General features: G+C 34.1%; 9 protein-coding genes and 4 pseudogenes. 5 read left to right on the top strand and 8 right to left on the bottom strand.

Going from position 1 to position 23,348, the window contains the following annotated elements; genetic code table 11:
• Window positions 1-13 precede the first annotated feature (13 nt).
• Together NL281_RS05560 and NL281_RS05555 are read left to right on the top strand one after the other, a co-directional pair.
• Entirely contained in the window at window positions 14-241 is a 228-nt protein-coding gene (locus NL281_RS05560) for a hypothetical protein (protein ID WP_253303110.1), read from the top strand.
• Window positions 242-262: 21 nt separating this feature from the next.
• Window positions 263-1,183, top strand: a complete 921-nt coding sequence (locus tag NL281_RS05555; RefSeq protein WP_253303109.1) for a patatin-like phospholipase family protein — start codon at window positions 263-265, stop codon at window positions 1,181-1,183.
• Window positions 1,184-1,603: 420 nt separating this feature from the next.
• On the opposite strand, the gene NL281_RS05550 is transcribed toward NL281_RS05555, so the two are convergent.
• The 6 genes and pseudogenes from NL281_RS05550 to wmk (NL281_RS05525) form a co-directional block, all read right to left on the bottom strand.
• Window positions 1,604-2,503 carry a DMT family transporter gene (locus NL281_RS05550; RefSeq protein WP_253303108.1) on the bottom strand — a complete coding sequence of 300 codons (900 nt, stop codon included), beginning with the start codon at window positions 2,501-2,503 and terminating at the stop codon, window positions 1,604-1,606.
• A 488-nt stretch (window positions 2,504-2,991) separates the two neighbouring features.
• Window positions 2,992-3,909, bottom strand: coding sequence for a WO male-killing family protein Wmk (gene wmk, locus NL281_RS05545; RefSeq protein ID WP_253303107.1), 918 nt, complete (start codon window positions 3,907-3,909; stop codon window positions 2,992-2,994).
• 25 nt (window positions 3,910-3,934) lie between these two features.
• The gene (gene wmk, locus NL281_RS05540; RefSeq protein WP_253303106.1) at window positions 3,935-4,837 is read right to left on the bottom strand and encodes a WO male-killing family protein Wmk; all 903 of its coding nucleotides are present in this window, start codon (window positions 4,835-4,837) and stop codon (window positions 3,935-3,937) included.
• 87 nt (window positions 4,838-4,924) lie between these two features.
• Window positions 4,925-6,116 (bottom strand): annotated as a pseudogene (locus NL281_RS05535) (hypothetical protein).
• Window positions 6,117-6,215: 99 nt separating this feature from the next.
• Window positions 6,216-6,872: a JAB domain-containing protein gene (locus NL281_RS05530; protein WP_253303105.1), complete on the bottom strand. Its 657-nt coding sequence runs from the start codon at window positions 6,870-6,872 to the stop codon at window positions 6,216-6,218.
• 170 nt (window positions 6,873-7,042) lie between these two features.
• Window positions 7,043-7,943, bottom strand: a pseudogene (gene wmk / locus NL281_RS05525) (WO male-killing family protein Wmk).
• 113 nt (window positions 7,944-8,056) lie between these two features.
• Here wmk (NL281_RS05525) and NL281_RS05520 point away from each other — a divergent pair.
• The 3 genes and pseudogenes from NL281_RS05520 to NL281_RS05510 all read left to right on the top strand — a co-directional run.
• Window positions 8,057-8,605, top strand: a pseudogene (locus NL281_RS05520) (Rpn family recombination-promoting nuclease/putative transposase); the annotation flags it as partial.
• A 426-nt stretch (window positions 8,606-9,031) separates the two neighbouring features.
• Window positions 9,032-10,819: a group II intron reverse transcriptase/maturase gene (gene ltrA / locus NL281_RS05515; protein WP_253302976.1), complete on the top strand. Its 1,788-nt coding sequence runs from the start codon at window positions 9,032-9,034 to the stop codon at window positions 10,817-10,819.
• A 95-nt stretch (window positions 10,820-10,914) separates the two neighbouring features.
• Window positions 10,915-11,283, top strand: a pseudogene (locus NL281_RS05510) (Rpn family recombination-promoting nuclease/putative transposase); the annotation flags it as partial.
• 181 nt (window positions 11,284-11,464) lie between these two features.
• On the opposite strand, the gene NL281_RS05505 reads toward NL281_RS05510, so the two are convergent.
• Window positions 11,465-11,620: a hypothetical protein gene (locus NL281_RS05505; RefSeq protein WP_253303103.1), complete on the bottom strand. Its 156-nt coding sequence runs from the start codon at window positions 11,618-11,620 to the stop codon at window positions 11,465-11,467.
• 28 nt (window positions 11,621-11,648) lie between these two features.
• A complete protein-coding gene (locus tag NL281_RS05500) occupies window positions 11,649-23,165 on the bottom strand; it encodes an RHS repeat-associated core domain-containing protein (protein WP_410543424.1) in 11,517 nt (3,838 codons plus the stop codon).
• Between the last annotated feature and the right edge of the window lie 183 nt (window positions 23,166-23,348).

The following is a 23,348-nucleotide window of genomic DNA, read 5'->3' as shown; positions in this document are numbered from 1 at the left end:
AATAACACAAATTATGAAAAATCAAAAAATCCCAATTACAGTAATTATCACGTTATTAATACAAACAGTAGCATTCATATGGTGGTTATCCAAGCTAGACTCAAGGGTACAATTTCACGATAAACTTATTGAATATGGTTTAATGGAGAAGGTTCTTGTACTTGAGGAAAGGGTAAAAAATCTCTCTGAAGAATTAGATGAGTTTAAATTGCAGGTTTTAAGCGGAAAAATTAAATCTTAATATCTTTACCTAAATTTACAATTGATTAAATACATTTTATCCGTTGACGGCGGAGGCATAAGAGGCATAATACCAGCGATAATATTAGCAGAAATAGAGAAGAGAGCAAGAAGGCCTATAGCTGAAATCTTTGATCTTATTGCAGGGACCTCAACCGGTGGAATTGTTATTGCTGGATTATGTAAAAAAGATAAACCTCAATATTCTGCTAATGATTTAGTCGAGTTCTATCGGGAATATGGACCATATATTTTTAAGTCTTCATTCTTTAGGCGATCAATATTATCTTGGTTTAATTGTGCACAATACCCACATAAAAATATTGAATTTGTACTGGATAAATATTTTGGCGATGATATCCTTAAAAATACTTTAAGTAATGTGTTGATTACGAGTTACGATATTCATAACAACCGTCCTTTCTTTTTTAAGAGCTGGAGAGAAGATAGAAATTTTATCAAATTGAAAGATGCATTACGAGCTACAACTGCAGCACCTACTTACTTTGCACCGAAATATCTTAAAATTAACCAAAAGGAAATGGTATTAGTGGATGGAGGGGTTTTTGCCAATAATCCAGCGGCTTGTGCATATGCAAGTGGTAAGAGGTTATTTCCAAATGATGATATTGTACTGTTATCGATAGGTACTGGAAGAACAGACAGAAGCATAGAGTATGCCAATTCAAAGAGATTTGGAAAAATAGGCTGGATAAAACCTTTGTTAAATGTGATGTTTGCTTCAAGTTTAGATGCAGTAAACTACCAACTTGATCAAGTAATAGGTGATAAATATATACGAATACAATCGCAATTAAAAATAGCATCACCTGACATGGATAATATTACATCAAAAAATATCAAATCTCTTCAGCAAGAGGCAAATGCAATGATAGAAGGTAACCAAAAAGTAGTCGATAAATTCTGTGATATTTTATCTTGATACGTAGAAATGCCAAAAAAGTTCTGTAACAAGGGATATCTCTTCTCCAAAAAAATGTTTTAAAAAGCTAAGCCAAAAACACTACTTAGAAAAAATGATTTACTGATATTTGCCATACTCGTTAAGTTAAGAAGTGGCATAAAAAAAAGAGAAACGGTAAAAATTATTTTAGATATTAAATGATAAAATTAGTAATTTATAGACTATTTAAAAAAAATTATCTCATTTCAGATCAAAACTTCTCAAAAAAATAAATAAGATACCTACTTAAAATGGTTGCTATATTGGGTTTATTCTTTTAACTTAACCCGTATGCTTTTTTGGACATTTCTGAAATATTCAAAAATTTCAAATTCAAGTTTATATGATAGCGATAGTTCAAAACTTTAAACGGATAATTAAAATTACCTTCTTATATCTTTATTTGTTACTACCCAAAAGTATTACACTATTTTTCTTAATTGCCTTACCTTCCGAATAAGCTATAAATAAGGTTGATGGTATTAATATCAAAGTACCATATAAAGCACTTTTATCAGGTAATTCATTAAATATAACGTATGCTACTATTGCAGAAATTATTAGCTCTATGTATCTATACGGTGCAAGTGCAGTGGCATCAGTAAGAGCAAAAGCTTTTAACATGAAGAACAGAATTAGGTTTGAACTTATTCCTAAAATCAGCAGTAATATTAATTCCAACAAGGAAGGCATATGCCAATAAAATAACAAAGATGGAGTGGAAAAAATTGTTGTTGTTAGAGCTGAGTAAAATAATATACTTATTATTGACTCCTTCATTACAAACTTCTTATTAAGTACATCTAGTGTAGCAAAGATTAATGCGGATACAATAAAAATAAGAATTTTAGGATTAAAATCCTCACTATAAGCTTTAGTAGTAATAGCAATACCAATAAAACCAATGACAGCTACTACCCATCTTTGCCAAATTATATTTTCTTCCAGAAAAGGAATTGCAAGAAGCATAACAAATAATGGTATTGAGAAACCTATAATTGTTGCAGTTACTATTGGGCAAATAGTCAACCCATAGGTCCATAAGGTCATTCCACAAAACAACAATGCACCTCTAGTTATTTGAATAGATATTCGACTTGTTTTACAAACTCCTATTCCATAGTAAAATATAAAAGGTATAAGAGTAATAGTGCTAAATAAAAAACGGAAAAAGATTATCTCAAAACTTTGAAGGTGTAAACCGAGACACTTTGATATAGTATCATTAACTACACTACTAAGTAAACTGAGTATAAACCAGGTAACTCCAAGCAAATAAGCTCTTAGTCTGTGATCCATAAAACTCCAAATTTAATATTTTATGAGATAACTTTACTGTACAAAAGATCAATACTAGAAAAGGTTTCTTCTATCTACTGTTTAACCATATTCATAAATATTTAGTAGAAATAATTTGAGAAGTGTTATATAAAATGCAGCTTTATTGCATAATTTTAATAAACAGAAATGCTAACTGATTTTTTTGTAATATATGATAATACTTGCGAATACTATCACATTGTCAGGAAAAGTAATCGGGAGTACTGACGGCTGTGCCAACTAGCTTCTCTACTAGCATTAGCAATATGTGTTTTCAGCATCAATTTTAAAAGCATTAAATTTGAAGTTTATCAAACAACGCAAATTAGCAGCAAAATTTTATGAAAATGCTTCAGTTGAGTCAGCTAAATAAGGGTTTAGAATAGATATATTAACTATATAACTATTTTTGCTTACATCTTAATATAATATCTCTGAATATCCCTGTTTTTAATCCAGAACTCAAGTCAATTCATTTTTGGACAATCACTCAACTCATCAGCAGTGAGGCCACTTGCTCGCAAAATAACATCAGTAGAAACACCCGCCTTCACTAGATTTTTCGCAACCTTGATCTTTTCTGTTTTTTTAACTTTCTCTTTGCTATTCTTCATATCCCTAGATAAAAATTTCTTCACTAATTCTTGCTCTTTAGTTTTTCTTAGTAAATTAAGTAGTTCACTATCTTCATTTGTTTTAGGTAGCAGAACTTTAATATTCACTGATAATCCTTCTGCTATTTGATATAATTTATCAAATGATATGGCAGTGTATCCTATTTCATACTCGTGTATTTCCTTGAGTGTTAAACCAACTTTGTTTGCTAAATCTTTTTGAGTATACCTTTTTATCAATCTCCATTCTCTTATTCTTTGCCCTACTCTGTAGTATATAGAATCAGTGCAGACTTCTTTCTCTGTATTATCATACTCGTAAATAGATAAGCCGGTTGCTTGGGAAATTATGTCAACTGAAACTCCTTCTTTTACTAGATTTTTTGCTATTTCCAACCTCGCCTCTTCTTGATTAATTTTTTCGCTAATATGAACAAACCTGACTAATGAAGGTACTATTTTGCCTAACTTTTGATTCTCGTATATTTTTGTTAAATAGAATATTTCTTCGTCTTCATCTTTATACTCTCTTACTACTACTAGTTCAGGTAGCAGATCTATAGCACTAACCGATAGTTCTTTTGCTATCGTATATAATACTTCAACTGGAATAGCGCTATAGCCATTTTCATAATTGTTTACTTTTTGATATGCTACCCCGATTTTACTTGCTAGTTCTACTTGATTATACCCTTGCATTAACCTGCAATTTTCTACTCTTTGCCCTATTTTGTAGTTTATAAAACTAACGCCACTTACAGAAACAAACATATACCTCAATTAAAAAAATAAACTTTTATGCAAATTGGTCAGCGGATAAACCAACTATTTGCAAAATAATATCAATAGAAATTCCCCCTTTTACTAGATCTCTTGCAACTTTGATTCTTTCCGCTTTCCTCACTTTTTCTTCACAAATCCGTATGCCTTCAAACAAAGATTTTATTAGTGCATTACGTAGTTCTTGGCTCTCAATTTCTTTGTATTCTTTAATCAAATCAGGTAGCTCATTTTCTACTCTACTACCTTCATCTTCTTCTATTAGTAGATCTGTAATATTAATCGATAATGTTTCCGCTATTGCATACAATTTTTCCAGTGGAATAGCCACACGTCCTTGTTCATAGTTGCTTATTTCGTCACGTGTTGTACTCATTCTCTCTGCTAAGTCCTTTTGAGTATACTCTCTCACTAGCCTCCATTCTTTTATCTTTTTTCCTATTTGGCAGTATATAGAACCAACTTTTTCTTCAACACATTCATCAGCAGAGAGACCGATTGTTTTTGCAACAACATCAACAGAAATTCCTGCTTTAACCAGACCCTTTGCAATTTTTATTTTTTCCGATTTTCTACTACTTTTTTCACTGACTTGAACAAATTTGGTTAGCAAACAAAACATTCTACGTAACTCCTGATCGTTAATCTTTTTATATTCTCTTACTAGATTTAATATTTCTTCTCCCTCATCTTCAAGACAGCTTTTTGATACAGGAATAAGATCCGTAATACTGATTGATAGTGCCTCAGTTATAGCATACAACCTTTCAATTGAAATTCTACGGTTCCCTTTCTCATATTGCAGTATTACCCAGTACTTTACACCAATTTTCTCCGCTAAATCCTTTTGAGTATACCCTCGCTCTAACCTCCAATTTTTTACTTTTTTCCCTACTTTATAGTCTAGACTTTTTTCCACGCAAAGAACCTTACATATAATATTTTCTACTATAGCTCAATTTTGTTAAGGCTCCAGTAAACTCTGGAACCTCAAAGTTAGCCATAATTAAAGCTTCCTACAAGTTTCTTTACTTTTTTCACGTACTTTATCTACCCATGAAGACAGCTTTTCACCTGGGCTATCAACCTCCTTCATAAGCTGCTTGCTATTCCATATGCCACATCTCATAAAACTTCCCTTTTCTACTGCTTCTTTAAGTTTTACTCCAGCAAAAAGGCAATTTTTTCCAAATTCTTCCCCTCTTTGTTGTAGTTCAGCCCACATTTCCTTGTTTTCTACTCTGACTTGTACTTGATCATATTTTTTTACATCGTGGTACAATATAATATTTAGCTTACCAATGCTTGTGGGAAATTCTAACATGATAGAGCTGCCATCTGATATATCAGTATAGTTTCTTATACCTCCCTTCTCACTTTTAACTTCAACTGCATCATTCCCTATTTTTAAAATATTACTTCCTAAATCTCTCAGTATTTTGGCTACTTCTATTTTGCTATCTTCGGAAAATTCTACATACGATGTTGTATTATCTATCTCAACATCTATTAATTCTCCTTCTTGCACAGCACTTTCTCCAGCTTTTTCTAGTTCTTCTAGTTGCTTATCTATCTGTGGTTGAACTTCTGGTTGTAGCTCATCATAGATTTCACCTATCAATTTATTCTGTAGTAGAGTATCATGAAACTCTGCACCGCTTAGCATTAATTTACGTATTACCTTTTTACGATCAACCTTATCAAATTTATGAAAATGTGTGCCCAGTATCACATATTCTGCGAAACTCCATTCCCCATTATTACATGCATTTAGCCTTGTTCCATCACCTATTACTTCATCTATAACTCTGTTCATCTCTTTTGGAGTTTTTGCTCTTACCACAGCACTCTTAAACCAGCTCAACTTTTCGCTTTCGCTTATACTTGGCTTTATTTTTTGCAAAGCTGAAGTAAATGGATTTAAATCTTCTGCTTGATCATTTAAAGGTTTTGTGCCATATATGTAGTCAAGTCCTTTCCCATAGTTGATTTTGTTTTCGCGAACTTCTCTACCAGGGAAAGGTGCTATTTCTTGAGACTTTTTAGCCTTATTAATTTTGCTTACAAAAGTAGGCTGCTGGCTAGTACGACCAATTCCTACAATAGCATTTAACATCTCACCTTTTGATAAGATCAACGTTTAATTGATAAGTACCTCCTTTCTTATCATCAAAAGGTACAATTATTTTATTACCCATATTAGCCTCCGCTATTAAATATACTTTCTAAGTGTATAGTTATTATACATTCTACTACTCATTATAAATTATAGTGAGTAGATTTGCAAATACTTTCTGCTATAACAATCCGTTTTCTCGAAAGCTGAAATAGCCTCCACTTGTGATGATAATATGGTCAAACAATTTTACGCTTACAGTACTACATGCTGCTGCTAAGCTCTTCGTTACTTCTTGATCTTCTTCTGATGGTTCTAAACTCCCTCCAGGATGGTTATGTGACATTATTATTAATGTTGCATTTTTTATTAATGCTTTTCTTGTAATTTCCTTTATGTATACTGGTGCTTTTTCCATTTCACCAATATAGAGTTCTTCTCCGATTAGCTGGCGCCTGTTATTCAAGTACAGTATTTTTACACATTCCCTTTCTGAGTGGCCTATACTTACGTTTAAATATTCTACTAGCCCTTTTAAGTCCATTATTGGCTCACTCTTGAGCTTTTCTCTAAGTACCCTTTCTAGCGTTTCCTTAACGCACATAATCATTGCTATTGAAGAATCAGTTACTCCTTCTATGACTTTCAGGTCATCCATTTCTCGACCTAAAATCCTTCCTACTCCCGTATAAGTGTTCACCAGATTTTTAGCAATTTCTTGAGCTTGTGGTCTTTCATGTACTGCACTTAAAAACGTTTCCATTATTTCACGATCAAGTAGTGCTTTGCCTTTGCTTTCTAATATTCTGAATTCGATTTCTTCTTTACTTTTATTCATATAATTTACCCTTCACTAACAACAAACTTTTTTTAAATATTTACTGCTGTTTTTTTATCAGCATTGGCATAGAGCCATAGCTTTCGAGTGAAGTCAAATCAATTTTTCAATCTTTTTTACTTATTTTTTCATTAATAGGTGAAGATATTAATATATAATGATTTTTTATTTTAAACTTGTTGAATTTCGCCTAAAGAGAGGCCTGTTATTTGCAAAATAATATCGGTAGAAATTCCTTCTTTTACTAAATCTTTTGCAATTTTGATTCTTTCTTCTTCTCTAATTTTCTCCTCACAAATTTGTATGCTTTTAAACATAGATTTTATGAGTACATTACGTAGTTCTTGGCTCTCAATTTCTTTGTATTCTTTAATCAAATCAGGTACCACTTTACTACCTTCATCTTCTTCTATTAGTAGATCTGTAATATTAATCGATAATGTTTCCGCTATTGCATACAATTTTTCCAGTGGAATAGCCACACGCCCTTGCTCATAGTTGCTTATTTCGTCACGTGTTGTAACCATTTTCTCTGCTAAATCCTTCTGAGTATATTCCCGTACTGCCCTCCATTCCTTTATCTTTTTCCCTATTTTGTAGTAGATAGAACCTATTTTTTCTTCAACACATTCATCAGCAGAGAGACCAATTGTTTTTACAACAATATCAACAGAAACTCCTGCTTTAACCAGACCTTTTGCAATTTTTATTCTCTCTGTTTTTTTACTACTTTTCTCACCAACTCGGGTAAATTTTGCTAGCAAGTAAAACACCTTGCGCAACTCTTGATCATTAATCGTTTTATATTTTCTTACTAATTTCCTCTCCCTCATCTTCAAAACAGATTTTTTCATTTGATACAGGAATTAGGTCTATAATACCAATCGACAATATCTCTGCTATAGCATACAACTTTTCAATCGAAATTTTACGTGTTCCTTTTTCATATTGTAGTACTATTTGATACGTTACGCCAATTTTTCCCGCTAAATCTTTTTGAGTATAACCTCGCTTTAACCTCCAGCTCCTTACTTTTTGTGCTATTTTGTACTTTATCGAGATATTTGCCATAAACATTATACAAATTAATACTACCAAATAAAGATATACAAAATGTTTGCATTTTAGTTGAATATTTCTTCACAATTGTGTATAATAATTAATGCTTTTTATCTTACTTTCTCATGGCTCTTTCAAAATTTTTAGATCCTAAGCTTGATTTAACATTTAAGAAAATTTTTGGTACTGAAAAAAATAAGAATATCCTTATTCACTTTTTGAATGACATCTTAGGCTTTACTGGAGTCAATACTATTCAAGATGTTGAGTTCCTTAGCACTATTATGAATCCTGAAATTGCTTCTGATAAACAAAGCATCGTTGATGTCCTCTGTAAGGATTCTCTCGGAAATAGGTATATTGCGGAAATGCAGCTTGCTCGTGATAAAGGCTTTGAAAAACGTGCTCAACTTTATGCTGCTAAGGCTTACTCAAGGCAGGCTGATAAAGGTGGTAAGTACATTGATTTAAAGAAGGTTTTCTTTATTGCTATTTCTAACTGTAATTTATTTCCTGATAAGCTTGATTATATATCTAGCCATACCATAAGAGATGAAAAAACTAACGAGCATGACTTAAAAGATTTTCAATTTATTTTCATTGAGTTACCAAAGTTTCCTAAGAGTAGAGAAGAGCAGCTAGAAAATGTAGTAGATCGTTGGCTATTTTTCTTCAGTGCGACCTGGAAGGTCATGGTTTTGTGGTGGTTAAATTCCATCTTCCCAGACATCAGGGATAATGTATATCTCACATTTCAAAGAGTGGCAACCTCTGGGATGCAAGCATGAGATAAAAGCAGGTAACACTAAATCTCGTGGTGAATCCCTGCAAACAGAGTTAGATATGATTACGAGAGAAACCTATGTTTGAATTGTCGTCAAAGCATAATATGCGAAAAGAGATTGAACTACGCATAGACCAAAATGGTACGAAGCAAAAAGGGAACTAAAGATTGAAGACTTTAGTTATTGATGTTCCAAGCTTCCGGCAAATAGTAGGAATCTAAGTTTAACGTGAAACGAAGCCATGGAACAGAGTAACCACATAGAAGCTCTTATATTCATTAAAATATAAGTAAGTAGCCAGCCACAAGCTACTATGTGGAAGGATTGTTTAAGAAGCTAATGCCCAAAGTAATATCTGGGATATGCAGACGTAAACACTTTAATTTGGAAGGTAAAGTGGTGAATAGTAGTGAATATGTTATGGACCAGCAAAAAGTTAGGTATGAATGGAATGGAATTCCTTGGCGCAAGCTAAAGAAATCTTCATTTAAGCTACAAAAACGAATTTACCAAGCTTCTAAATGTAATGATATCAAAAAGATGCATAATCTTCAGAGATTATTACTCAAATCAACAAGTGCAAAAACACTCGCTGTTAAGAAAGTAACACAGGACAATAGGGGGAAGAAGACTGCAGGTATTGATGGAAAAGCTAACCTTAATCAAAAAGAAAGATTACAACTATCATATTCTTTAGATATAAAAGAAAAAGCAAAGCCATCAAGACGTGTCTGGATTCCAAAATCTGGTAAGCCATCGGAGCATCGCCCACTTGGTATACCCACTATATCGTGTCGAGCAAAACAAACACTTGTAAAAATGGCTTTAGAACCAGAATGGGAGGCAAAACTTGAGCCAAACACTTATGGTTTTAGACCTGGTAGATCATGTCATGATGCAATTGAAGCCATATTTGATGTGCTAAAACAGAAAACAGCATATGTATTAGATGCTGATATTTCTGGATGCTTTGACAATATTAACCATAATAAATTGCTTGAAAAGCTCAATACCACACCAACATTAAAGAAAATCATAAAAGGATGGTTAGGAGCTGGTGTTATGGAAGATGGAAAGCTTCAATCCACAAAACGTGGTACAATTCAAGGAGGGACGATCTCACCGTTGCTAGCTTGTGTTGCATTACACGGATTAGAGCAACATGTCAAAAAAGCATTAACAAACGAACTCTTTCAATGCATGAAAAGAAAATATGGTAGGATATCGCATAGAAACGCGCAAAAGTCTATTAGTGTAATTTTCTACTGTGATGATTTTGTCATCATACATGAAAACGAAGAGATTATTCTTAAAGCAAAAATTTTAGTTGAAGAATGGTTAGAAACCATTGGACTAAAATTAAAGCCCTCTAAAACAAGAGTTTCTCATACATTAAGAACCATTGACGAAACAAAACCAGGATTTGATTTTCTTGGATTTTCAATAAGACAATATCCAATAAAAGAAAGTAAGAAAGGTTACAAGTTATTAATCAAACCAAGTCGTAATTCTATAAAACAGCATACACTAGCTATTAAACATAAACTCAGAGAAATGCGTGGAGCACCACAAGAACGTGTGATAAAGGATCTCAATCCAATAAACAGAGGATGGAGTCAATATTACTCCTCGGTAGTTTCATGTAAAATCTTTAGCTCATTGGATAATATTATGCATAGAAAACTCTGGAAGTGGGCAGTTTTTAGGCACCCAAACAAAGGGAGATGCTGGATAAAAAGAAAGTACTTTAAGAAGTATAATAACGAAAACTGGCGCTTTATGACAAGTAACAAGGTACGTCTTACTATACACAGCGATCATGTTATTAAACGACATATCAAAGTGCAAAAAACCAGATCCCCATATGATGGTGATTGGGTATATTGGGGTAAACGTCTGAGAAAAATACCAGATAAGCCACTAGGAGTAATAAAATTATTGAGGTTGCAACAAAGTAAATGCGATAATTGTAGACTATGGTTTAAAAGTGATGATACAATAGAAATACATCACAAAGACCGGAATAGACGAAACAATATGATCACAAACTTATCTTTGTTACATGGACATTGTCACGATGAATTACACAGGAGGTGTGCATGAAAAGCACCAAATTAGAGAGAAGCCGTATGAGGCGCAAAGTCTCACGTACGGTTTTGCAGTCGAGTGAGGAAGGGCGACCTTCTTCACTTAGACAACAATATGCAGAAGAAACGACCGATGAAGATTTAAGAAAAATAGCAGAAAAATCACCAATAATAAAGCTAGCATATGATGAGTTAGATAAGTTTCATTGGAATGAGAAAGATCTTGTAGCTTATGAAGAAAGGGTCATGGATTTACAGAAAGAAGCTGCTATCTTAGAACAAAAACTTGATGATGCTAAACATGAAGGTAGACAAGAAGGTAGACAAGAAGGCATCCAAATCGGCCATCAAAAAGGTAAAGTTGAAGGTAAAATTGAAGTTGCAAAAAATTCACTCAAGGCCGGTGTCTCTATTGATGTTATAGCTCAAATTACCGGTCTCTCTCATTCTGAAATTTTACAACTCAAGGAAAAAACATAAATACTACAACTTATTCACTTTACTTTTCAACATTTATGAAAATCTTTCCTAAGTCAGACATACCCCTTAATTAAGAGTCTAATGAACTGTCTAAAACAGCTATAAAGATTGCACATAGAATTATATAAATTACTATCATAACGTTACCCAAACTTCTATATCAAAGCTACGTACTGTAAGTTCAATATGGAAAACACATTAACCACTTAGCATTATTACCTGTAACGTCTACTTCATCCATTTTATTATTAAGACCATCAAACTTGCTACTGGTTTCCCTAATTATTTTGACTACCTTTACTTTAAATCCTATTGTAAACTTTCCCCTATTTTGCATATTATACCTCCATCTCTCATATTTTAGTCTACCTACTGAGGTTATTCACAAGCTTAGTTACTCCTATGTCAGAAAGACAAGTTGATACTTTTGAATGGCCTTGAACGGAAGCATTACTTAAATAACTTTGAGGCTCTAAACTCATTTCCTTTGCACCATCAACTTCTAATCTACCATCTCCGTTGTGTAATATCTGCTCTATTGATTGATTTAGTACAACATTTAGCCCGCTATTAAACTCTACCATAAACTTGTCAAACTTTTTCGAACTTAATTTACCAGCTTCTCTACCAGGAAATGCTTTCTCTACATACGATTTTAAAGTCCCTGAAATTTCATTAAATTTACCACTCATGACTTTTCTAGTAATCTCTTTCTGCATTCCCATATAATCAATATTTAACCGGTGCATTGATATGCCACTTTTTAATGCAGCTTGCTCTACTACTTTCTCAAATCCCTTTGTAATATTGAGTGCATATCCCTGTGCCTCTAGTGGAGATATAGACTGATCTGCTGTAGAAATATACTTTTGACCTGTAACCTTTCTAATTAATAAGTCAAGTAACATTATCGTACCATTTACATCCATTTTTGCATCAACTTGTGAGATTGGACTTTTAGTACTTGATACTACTTCAGGTAACTCAGAACCTAATAACCCACTCACAGAGCTTCTTATCCAACCAAATAAATCATTTATCCATGAAGACGTTCGAGTAGCACTATTTGTAATTTTTTTGTTTATATCAATAATACTTTCCTTACTTAGTTGATTTGAAATGGAAGTTACTCTACCAGCTCTAATTTTAGAGTTAGATATCGTCTCTACTTCACCAAGTTCAAGAAATACCGACCTTTTCTTTCTGATGGAACTAGAATTTTCTTCCTTCACTGACCTGTTAGTCATGTGTATGAAGAAATTTGGAACCTTTCCATAAATAGCTATCATGTTATCAGCCTTACTTTTTCTCTCTTTATACCAGTTGCCCCATTCCTCTTCTGTTATAATAGCATAATCAATCACCATTGTCGATTGTACACAATGAGAACACCTATCAAAAGCTACTAAAGATTCTCCTGAATTTAGTTCTTTGTAAGTGGCTAAATATTTTATTGGTACTTCAACTTGGTGACCAGGGAAAACTTCTTTAGCTCTAGTAAGTGCTGTAATAACGTGAGCTTCAGCACAGTTATTGTGAACCCAAGGAGCCAATTTTTTATCAAGCTTTTCGACTTCTTCCAAAAGACTACTCTCTTTTAAAAACTCTTGAACTTCTTTTTTTAAATCCTTTGTTTTTTTTGCTATATCTTGTTCCAGTTTATTGACTTCTTTGTTTAAATCATCAAATTCCTTCGATAATTTTTGCCTTTCAGACATACTTTTTTCGGCTTTATTTTTTAATTCATTAATTTCCTTTTCCAATTCGTCTTTTTTACTCTTATCCTTTTCTTTACCTTTCTTCTTCTTCAGTTCAATAATTTGTTCGTTTAACTTTAGAAGTTCCAATCTTTTCCTATTATCTTGATGAATATTCTCATCATGTTCTTTGTTTTGAATTTTCTCTTCTAAAATCTTAATTTCCTCCTTCGGTATCTTTTTTTTATTATTTTTTTCTAGACTCTTTTTTTGTTCTATTAAATTTTGATATTCATCCCACCATTTAGTAACACTTTTTTCTTCTTCCGGAATGGATTTAAGTTCTTCGTTATACTTTGATGCCTCAGTTACTTTTTGTTCTTTCTTAAGTAATAAATCCTTTAAACTGGAGTCGGATTTTAAGTAAATTTCTACTATTTTTGCTCTTAAAGAATCTGGACTCATCCACTCACCTTTTTCTCGATTTTCCTGTAAAAAAGCAAGTACTTTTTCATTCACCTTGCCATTTCTGCTTAATTCATCACCTAACATCTTGTCTAAACTCTCTGTATTAATCTTCTCAAATAATTCTTCTAAATTACTCTTTTTGATATTTTCTTGGTTCTCGTACATATGACGAGCCATAACTTCATTAAGTTCAGGACTATCAGCTACAACGATTCCTTTGCCAGCAATCTTTGAATTATCTTTCTGAAAAAAATAATCAACCAATTTATGATCCTTGAAGTCTTTATGAGTATACAATGCAATAAGTCCAGTATCTTGGTTTCCTGAAAATCCAGCTACTATATGTGTATCAGTTATTCCTATTGAAACTGCTCTGTTGGGTATATTAACATTACTAACATCACCAACTTCTGGTAATTTGGTCAATTTATCTCTATAAAACTCAATGACATGGCTTACAATTTGCTCAGTGCGAACCTTAATATCGTTATAAATACTTGATCCTGCTACATTAGCACTACTGGGTCCTGGTACATCAGTAGATCCTCTCTCATACAAGTTAATAGTATCACCCACAATTCTCTCAGTTAGAATACGCTCATCTCTACGTGTTTCTGCTACCTCTTTCAATTTATAGCTATAGTCCATAACAACATCCTTTACAGTTTTCTGAACAAGAATCTTATTACCATCAGCACTACTGCTTCCCGGTAGACTCTCCAATTCTGATTCAATTAATCTATCTATATGTAATCTATTACGCAACTCATCTTTATACTGTGAAACAGCACTCTCTGCTATTTCCTTAGAAAACTGTCTTTTTGCATCATTATCCTTCAATACTCTACCCAACTTGTGTTGTCTATAAGCATACTTACCAGTAGAGAAAATCTGATTGATTGTCATTGCTGTACCAAATACTTCCCTATAGGAGTTGGGATCACCCATATCTAGATCATGACTTAACCCCGCAAATGCAATCGGTAACCCAACTATTCCAACTGCTTTCATAAAATATTTCAGTTCACTAAGATGAAGAGAATCAGCAATAGGAAAAAAGCCTGTTTTTCTTTTGATAGTCTTCCAAAGAGGACCGTCTTCAGGAAAGTCGATATAATGATCGCTATGAGAAGGCAATCGACCATACTTGCGATTATGCAATCCTGCTTTTACTTTTGTAAAACCTTTTCTCAAAAACTTATTACCGCTATGTGCAAGCATTGGCAGATCAGAAGCACCAGTAACTGCATCCAACAATCCATAGTACATTCCAGGCTTTGACCAGTCCCAATTAGCAGCATGTCCATTCATAGCAAATAATCCCCCACCAGTAACTGTACTACCACCAATAAAAGCACCTCTACTCAAACTAGAACTTAACTTTCCGTAAGCTATTCTAGCACCATGGATTCCAGCTGGTATGCTAGAGCCTAATGCAAACCCATGAAATCCCGCATTCCATGTTGCAGGCGATTCATAATTCCACTTGCCAGGATTCCATTCATTATTAGCTGCGCTCATGCCCAAGTAACTACCACCAAGACCTAACCCTGTTGTTGTAGCAATAGCTTCTCCAGTTGACAATCCCATGGTAGTCAAAGCAGGCACAGATCCAGCAAATCCTACTGGCAAGAATCCTCCAGCAATACCTCCACCTGTTATACCAAGCCAAGTCTCTTTACTTTTAAAATCCCATACCGTGGGATCCCATCTATTATTCGCTGCAGCTCCACCCAAATACCCTCCTGCTATAGCTCCAGCTATGATAAATGGTAGAAGAACCAGGAAGGCAAGCTCTCCATCTGGATCAACCATTGATACCGGTGAGTTACCAGCATATTTGTATGGACTAAAGTACTGTTCTTTCGGATCAATCTGATAAAACCTTCCAATGCTTGGGTCATAAAAACGTGCGTGGTAATTGTACAAACCTATTTCTTCATCCCATTCTTGACCCGTATACCGATATGAAATTTTACCTTCAGGGTTGTTTCCATATTCACGCATTAAATTACCATATGGTAAGTAATCATACGCTGCTACAACTTCATCACCCTTTACCACTAACCTTATTGAGCCTTCATGGTCAGTTATTACACTATAAAACTCATTATTCCTAATAAACCCAAACAACCCTCTAGGACCATAAATGTATGCTGTTACTGATACGTCTGGTCTCAAACCTCCAGCAATATAAGTAACTTCCCTTTCTACTAATGCTCGACCAAACTCATCTCTTATATAGTGTATTTCTTTTGTTGTTTCCCCTGCTTTATCATATACTCTCTTTAGTACACGTTCACCACGTGCATCATAGTAAAATTCTAACACTCTACCGTCGGTTAATTTTATTTTAGTAGCACGATTTGATACCGGATGATAATCAATTTGCTCAATGCCTTTGTGCAAAGCCTGAATAACATTTCCTCGACTATCATGTTTCATTAAAAAATTTTGTTTTCTTTCAGATGAAGCAAAAGATTGAAACTTCACATTGCTAACTTGGTTGGTATTATTACGATAGCCAATCTCATAACGATCAAATCCAGTATAAAAATGACCATGATTACCGTTTGCATCTATACTATAAGACTCAACATCAAACTCCGCTTCACCAAGACGCTTAGCAAAATGTTCCGACAACACACTAACTATTTCGTGAACATATGGCTGATACCGCTCCAGTACCTCATTAAACTCTTTTGCAAAAGGATTCTTTAAGTATCCCTTCTCTTCTAACATTTTCACAATCTTATTTGCATTTGCTTCCTCAATACTACCCCACCTTACAAATGCATCTCGCAAACTTACCTTCAATGATGATAAATCCCGCTTTTGAGCAAAATATTCAATCAATACCTCTTCTAAAGGTAACTTATACCGTTCATAATCAGCATTAACACTTTTAAGATCATCAAGCAGTGTGCCTTTAATAAAAGATTTTCCCCTTTTACCATGACCTAAAGATAGATCAACTTTTTCATTGTCTTCTATCAGATACCAAGAATCTTTTAACCTCTTCCAAATATCACGTGAGGCCGTTTCATTCATTCTAGGAATTTCTCTAGCAAAACTATCAGGCTGCAGCGGCATAGGCGCTTCCTTACCTACAAAATACTTGGCCTTAGTCAACTCTTGATAATTACCATAATCATAGCTATGTCCATATTCTCGAGGAAATCCTTCTCTTCCCAAGGTGTTTTGAATGTGACGACCAGTCGAACCATACCTGCAAATAATTGGGAGCTCGCCCCTCATGGTAGAAGAAACTTTTGCTTGATGCCCATTGTCATTCAGATAACCTCCTTTCTTTAGCTCGCGAAAACAAAGTGCTGATTCTTCAGAAGTGACATATTCACTTACAAATGACTTCTCATTCAATCCAAGTTTACTATCATCACAATTTTCATGCCATTCTGCTTGAAATTCAGTGCGTGTAATAGTACCATCACCATATCCATAACCACCATAACTTCCATTGGTATAGTAAACCCTCTCCGTTAAAAATTTATCTTTTAGTTCAATTAAAAAGCCCGCAGAATTATAACTATATTGACGCGTAAAGTTCTTTTCTAAATCTGGCAAGTGCACCTCACTACTGATCTGCCCATAAGCATTATAGGTAAAACTTGCAAACAGGTCTTCTTTTCCCCTTACACCAATACCTTCAATCCTACCAAGCTTGTCATACTGATAGTTAATCCTCAAAGGTCTATCCTGAATATCAATTGGATATTCTACCTCCCTTAATTTCCCTGCTCCATATCTCTTATTTACTGCAATCAATACAGGCTTTTCACTATCTTTAGTTGGAATAACGATACGTTTGCTTATAGTTTCTTCATCTATATTTAATACTGATTCTTCAATAAGAGGTTCTCCTCTATTAAAAGTAATAGTTCTTGCTATCTTTCCACGTAGAAAAGGTTGATGTTCAGCATCGCTATAGTAAAATTCCTGATATGCTCTTGTATTATTACCAGAAAGCTCTAAACTCAGCAGCTCTTCCTTAGGCGTTGAAGAAATTACTTCACCCGTACTTCGCAGTCTTCCTAGTTCGTCATAATCAAAATATACAGTATTATCAATCTTCTCATTATTAGAATAGTGTAAAACAAATCTTAGCAATCCATCCTTATCGTATAAATTCTCTACTTTCCCTGAATCTGGGGCTGTTTTAGTAATGATGTTTCCCTTTTGGTCATAACTTATATTTACACTTAAAGAATCTTGCAAACTCTTTTCCTCTCTAGACGTAGAATTAAGTTGTGAATTTAGTTTGTAAAAAGTACCCACCTTCTCATGATAAATAGGCGGTAAACTCTTTACTAGCTTGCCATTCTCACCATATTCATAAGTGCTTAATAAACTTTTACTTTTTGGAGTGGAGATGTACCAAGCTACTCTGTTATCCTTGCTGTCAAAAACAGAAACATCTTTCACGTTTCCAGGTTTATGCTCTACACGGTAACTATAATTTTTGCTGGCAGGAAAGAGATTGCTGATAAACAAATTATCTAATGAAGAAGAAAAACGTTTTGCATAAGGACCTGAAATAGAGAACTCTTTGCCAGGTAAACCTACTACACACTCCTCATTCAGTGGATTATCGCAATATTTAACCTGACTGTAACCATATTCTCCTACAATTCTTGCAGCATCACCTTTCAATTTGCCAGTTTTCCATACCGAATTTGCTGCATAAGGATTACCATTTGTAACAAAATTAGGATAGTAGGCTAAACCATTACTCTCTATACCCACTGGTTGTGTGGCAATAGCTTCTCTACCAAGCTCATCATACAGATATTGCGTTATTACTGAAACATTTTCACTCTCTAACACAATCTTCTGTAATTTTTCATTCAGTTTATTCAAATAAGTTACCTCAACGCTTGGCTGACTAAAGACAATCAAGTCACTTACTTTTGCTTTACCGCTAATTTCTAAATTGAACAGAGAAGCATTCAAAAAACCATCAAAATATAGACCCCCATCTACCCATACGAATATCCGCTTACCCTCAGCAACTATTAGTAGTTCACCATCAAGTGGTATAGATTGACCTCTCCCCGAGAATGCAATTTCCGCTTTACTTCCTGTGCGGATTACTTTTAGATTATTATTAAAATTGATCACACTACCATCTGACTGTAGTGAGAAATAAAACCTCATTCCATATGAAGCACGATCTATATCACTTGAATTTAACTGCAAAGTATGTGTACCACTAGTTAAATGTTGCAACCTTCCAGGAGAAATTTGCCAAGCATCAGCACTATCTATTTTCCATCGTTCGTTAAATGATTCAGGAGCAAAATCCTCATAAAAACCATTTTCAGGCTGAATCATAACACTACTCTTTAGCTCTGTTATCCTACCAATACTTGAAGACTTAGTGTAAGTGCTAAGCTCTTTAAGCTCACCATATCCACTGATGCTTCCTACTTGCTTTTGATATTTATCATAAATCTGTCTCTCAACCAATCCGCTAGCACTTATCACTTCTGTCACCTGTTTGGTATATACATTAGCTTTGAAGTTACTCTTGAGCGGAGAGAAACGAACATGATCTACATCAATAGTAGTGTTTGTATCAGGAGCTACAATAATAGATGTTGTTAATTTAACATTCTCTTCTTCTACTAGAGTTTTATTTGTCTGTACTTCATTTAAATTTTTCAAAACCTCTTTCGCATAAAATAAATCTACAATTACCTCTAAATAGAACCAATTACCAACCTGTAACTTAACTTCACCAAGTGGTAAAACCGTCTCATTTTTGTTTTTAGCTGAAACAACTGCTTTTAGATAAGGAACAATATCACCAAGTTTAAACATTTCGCTTTTCGGCCTTACCCAGCATGATGCTATGTATTCCTGACTTTGATCATTTGGCTGAAACTTCCCTACCAAGGACTTTCCTGATAAGCTTAGATAGTTTCTTCCAGTAAATGAAAAACCTTCTCTTATTATATCCTTTTCATCAAATACCCATTTCTTTTCAAATGTGGAATCCTTTTTACCAATTCTATTTACCTCATAACCTTCAAAGCCATAGTAACCAACTTCTTCATCTGCTATTTCGTAAGGAAAAAACTGTGCTATTTCTAGCCTTCCCGTTTTATCCAATAAGGTAGTGTTTAAGTATAAATTCTCCTTATCTACTGTGGTAGCATTAGCTTGCTTATCTTCAAAAATTACAGTTTTTATCAACTCTTTTTGTGAGTTAAAAATTCTTTTTTCTGTTCTAGATTGGTTGCCAAAATCTCTGGTTTCTTCTATCCAACCAAAAGATCCCTTATCATTACCTGGAACTATAGAAACACTCTCATAGTATACAATATTACCTAACGCTTTTACTTTACTATATTCATATCCAGTAATACGCTTATTACCATCATCAAAACTCACCGTAACCTTTTTAATCACAGGGTTAGGAAATAAATGTCCAGCCTGTTTGCGAAAGACCAAAGTCTTACCACTATTTTCACTCGTTACTAATGTTTGATAATTACTGAATGGACTTAATTTCTCCGACCAGGACAATTCATCAATTCTACTAATATTGCCATCATTTGCAAACTTAATCATGCTTATCCGTTGATCCCTTGGCTGATAAGCTAAGTAAATCGGATATCTTATCACAGTCTGATTCAATTGATTTACTCCTAGATCTTTAACCAGCTCCTCTTTATCATTTGACTTCTTATATAGCTTGATGGAAGAATTTAAATCTTCCTTTTTCAAAACAAATTTTTCACCAAGTGGAACAGAAAATTTTTCCTGTTTCAGCTCTTCTTCAGATACCGTACCTTCCTTCCAATTATCACCAGTAAAAGTGAGCTTGGTGTTGTTACATATCACCACTTGTGAATTGAGAGCTGCAAGATACTTATAAGGATTCAGCAGAAAAGGCTTCTTTGCAGGATCTTCCAGAAATTTAGTAGTGTCCTTGAGAACCTCATCTTTTTGATCATTTCTTCGATTAGAATTATCAGTTTGCTTATGTATTTCATCAACAATACTACCACGAACATCCTTAGCAATGACCTTAAATTTATCATTAACAAGCTCATAAGAAAATTTAAAGGAACTTCCATTACCATTTTCCAACCAATCTGAAATTTGATTTAAATCATCTTGTAGAATCTTTTTTTGTTCGTGTTTAGCTAATTTGTAACTACTATCCAGAACAAATAAGTCTATTACAGAATAAAGCTTCATTCCCTCCGTTTTCCATCTATTTAGAAACAACAAATTATTACTAACTTGCAATGCATTATTTTTGAAGAATGCGAAAAAATCATCACGCCGTTTGCTATCTAAATCAAATTTATCTAATGTTTCCTCTATATCATTAATCACTCCAGGTATTGCTTCAATTGTATTATACCGCCATCGGTCTTCATAATCCTTATATCCTATTGACAAAAGATCGTTATCATAAAAGATAAACCCTCTACCAAACACTTTGAGCAATAGTGGTGCTTCTGACTCAGCAAAAGGTTTATCCTTTCTCCACTCTTTTGAATCTTTATTCCAGCTAATCACTTCTATAGCAGAGTCACGATCTACTACAACCATAAAACCCTTGCCAGGATTGATTGTTGTTTTTTCACTAAAAGTGTAAGATTTGGATAACCATTTACCTTCTTCTTGACGTAGTAAATGCAGCTCTTGATCAGTACTATAAGATAAAACAACAGCAAGAAAACCACCTGTAAGAACAACCCCATAAGATTTTGCTCCACCCCTTCCTAACAGCGGCAATTTTGATGAATCTTTCCGTGCTAGAGAAGAGTACAACTCCTCTGTCATCTCTTGATTAAACATTCTGAGGACTACTTTCTCTTGTCCATCCATATAACTCACAAGTACGTAATCATCAACATAATCTACTCTGTAGTCTTTCCCTACACCATACCTTTGCCCAATCCTCTCATTAACTGAAATTGAAGGATCTCTTTCCAACAATTGGTAGTCAAATTGAACACTCGCACCAGTTGGTAAAACAACCTTTTCCAACATATGTGATTTACTATAAGAAAATTGTAGAACTGGCTGATTAGTGAAATCACCTTCTTGCTCAATTTTAGATAATAAACGCTTTCTATCTTCTACTTTATAAACAAAACTAATATCTTGTCGATAGCCTGCAGTGCTAACTTTATAGCTACTAAGATAACGGGTTTGCACAACTTGTGTATTGATATTACCTTGCTTATCCACTAAAGGAGGTAAATCATACTCACTTTTGTCTTTATCAGAGTAATTGAAGGTAATATTATTGCCCTGATCATCACTAATGGTCTTTAAGTAAATTTCCCTGGTAAAGTTTTTACCACTTGCTACTTCAACGTTAATTGCGTCATACGTACAATGCAGAACATTATTATTTTCATCCTCTATTTGAGCTAAATACCAGACATTGGCAAACTGCTCTTGTCCTGTGGAGCTACTACCTACACCTCGCCAATTTTTCCATTTCAATCCCCAACCAACAGCTCCATTTTGAGCACCACCATAACTCTGCTTAACACCCTTGCTATCTATTTCCCATCTTTCTTTATCTCTATAATAACGCACCTGTACATCAGATTGTTTATTCGATAATTTAAAGGAATAAACGTTATCAGTTGAATTTTTAGAATCAAATATTAATTGCTGAGGCAAATCTTGCAGAATAATATAATACTTTTCATCTTCAGGAAAAATACTCGCTTGGTGATCCACCATTATAAAATTTTGTGGTAAGGACCAAGCAAGCCCCAAGTTACCAGATATTTGACTATTGCCATCATAAAACACATCTAACTTGAGATCAGATGAAAGATTTGATAAATCAATTAATGGCAATTTAAAATTTAGCTTTCCTGTATTTTTATTAACCCCATCGATGATCGAAGAGTAATCTAATTGATCCCTAAGTAAAAGAGTAGGTTTTTCTTCTTCAATAGGCAACTTGCGTATTTGTGGTATTACAGGTGGCGCTAATGCCTCAGATGAAGTATTGTGAACTGTTTTAGGCTCAAATTCCTCCTCTAATGACTCCTCAAACTCAACGATGTTTGCCCAGTGTAATTGGTTCTTATACTCTGTAAAGACCATCGGTTGTTGTATAATCGGAGGACTTGCAGGTATAACTTTTACTACATTGCTATGGCGCTGAGAAATAGTAAGATCAGAATTGTCCAACAAGGACTGCCATTGATTAGTATAATTATTAAATGAAAGTACATTTATTCCACTCGGGCCAGTAAAGAGCATATCCTCTCTGCCATCTAAATCTATGTTCTCAAATTGAATGGAGCTTACATATTTTTGCTCCCAACCCTTTAACTTTGAGAACGAAGGCTGATAATCAATTAGTCCATAATTATTCACGCTACCATTATATTGATAGACAAATAACCCACTAGCATTTAACAAAACGATATCACGATAAGACTGCCCTGTTAAGTTAGGAAAGAATAACTCCTCTTCAGAATCACCAGATTTAGCACTACTTGGTACTTGCATCAGGTGTTCTGGATCATTATCTTGATTGATTCCATATACATTCAGACCATTATTACCATGAATAATAATATTTTCCTGGCCATTTTGCTTTAAGTCTGATAAGGCAAACTTAGCTTGAGAACAATTACCAAACACACTAAGGTTGGTATCGAGAAGATAAATAGGATATTCACCGCCCAGGAGCAGATCTACCATGACAGCATAGAGATTTATGCCAACCGCCTTACGGTGAGTTAGTGTTCCTACTAGGCTTGAATCGTGATAAAAACGCCCAAATTTTATAATGCTTCCAGGTTCGTCCCAACCATGATAAACGTCGTTAAACATATTTTCCTCGAAGTCTTCACTTCTTACTAAGAGATTAAATCCGTTATTTTT

The sequence above is a fragment of the Wolbachia endosymbiont of Phyllotreta cruciferae genome (assembly GCF_918697765.1).
GTDB classification, from domain to species: Bacteria; Pseudomonadota; Alphaproteobacteria; order Rickettsiales; family Anaplasmataceae; genus Wolbachia; species Wolbachia pipientis.
The sequence above is the reverse complement of the archived record's forward strand: the minus strand, read 5'-3'. Positions and strand labels throughout refer to the sequence as shown.

Bases quoted from the DNA above. Each gene is read 5' to 3' on its own strand.
- NL281_RS05560 (WP_253303110.1), top strand. From the start codon at position 14: ATGAAAAATCAAAAAATCCCAATTACAGTAATTATCACGTTATTAATA.
- NL281_RS05550 (WP_253303108.1), bottom strand. From the start codon at position 2,503: ATGGATCACAGACTAAGAGCTTATTTGCTTGGAGTTACCTGGTTTATA.
- wmk (WP_253303107.1), bottom strand. From the start codon at position 3,909: ATGTTTGTTTCTGTAAGTGGCGTTAGTTTTATAAACTACAAAATAGGG.
- NL281_RS05530 (WP_253303105.1), bottom strand. From the start codon at position 6,872: ATGAATAAAAGTAAAGAAGAAATCGAATTCAGAATATTAGAAAGCAAA.
- NL281_RS05505 (WP_253303103.1), bottom strand. From the start codon at position 11,620: ATGCAAAATAGGGGAAAGTTTACAATAGGATTTAAAGTAAAGGTAGTC.
- NL281_RS05500 (WP_410543424.1), bottom strand. From the start codon at position 23,165: ATGGTAGATCTGCTCCTGGGCGGTGAATATCCTATTTATCTTCTCGAT.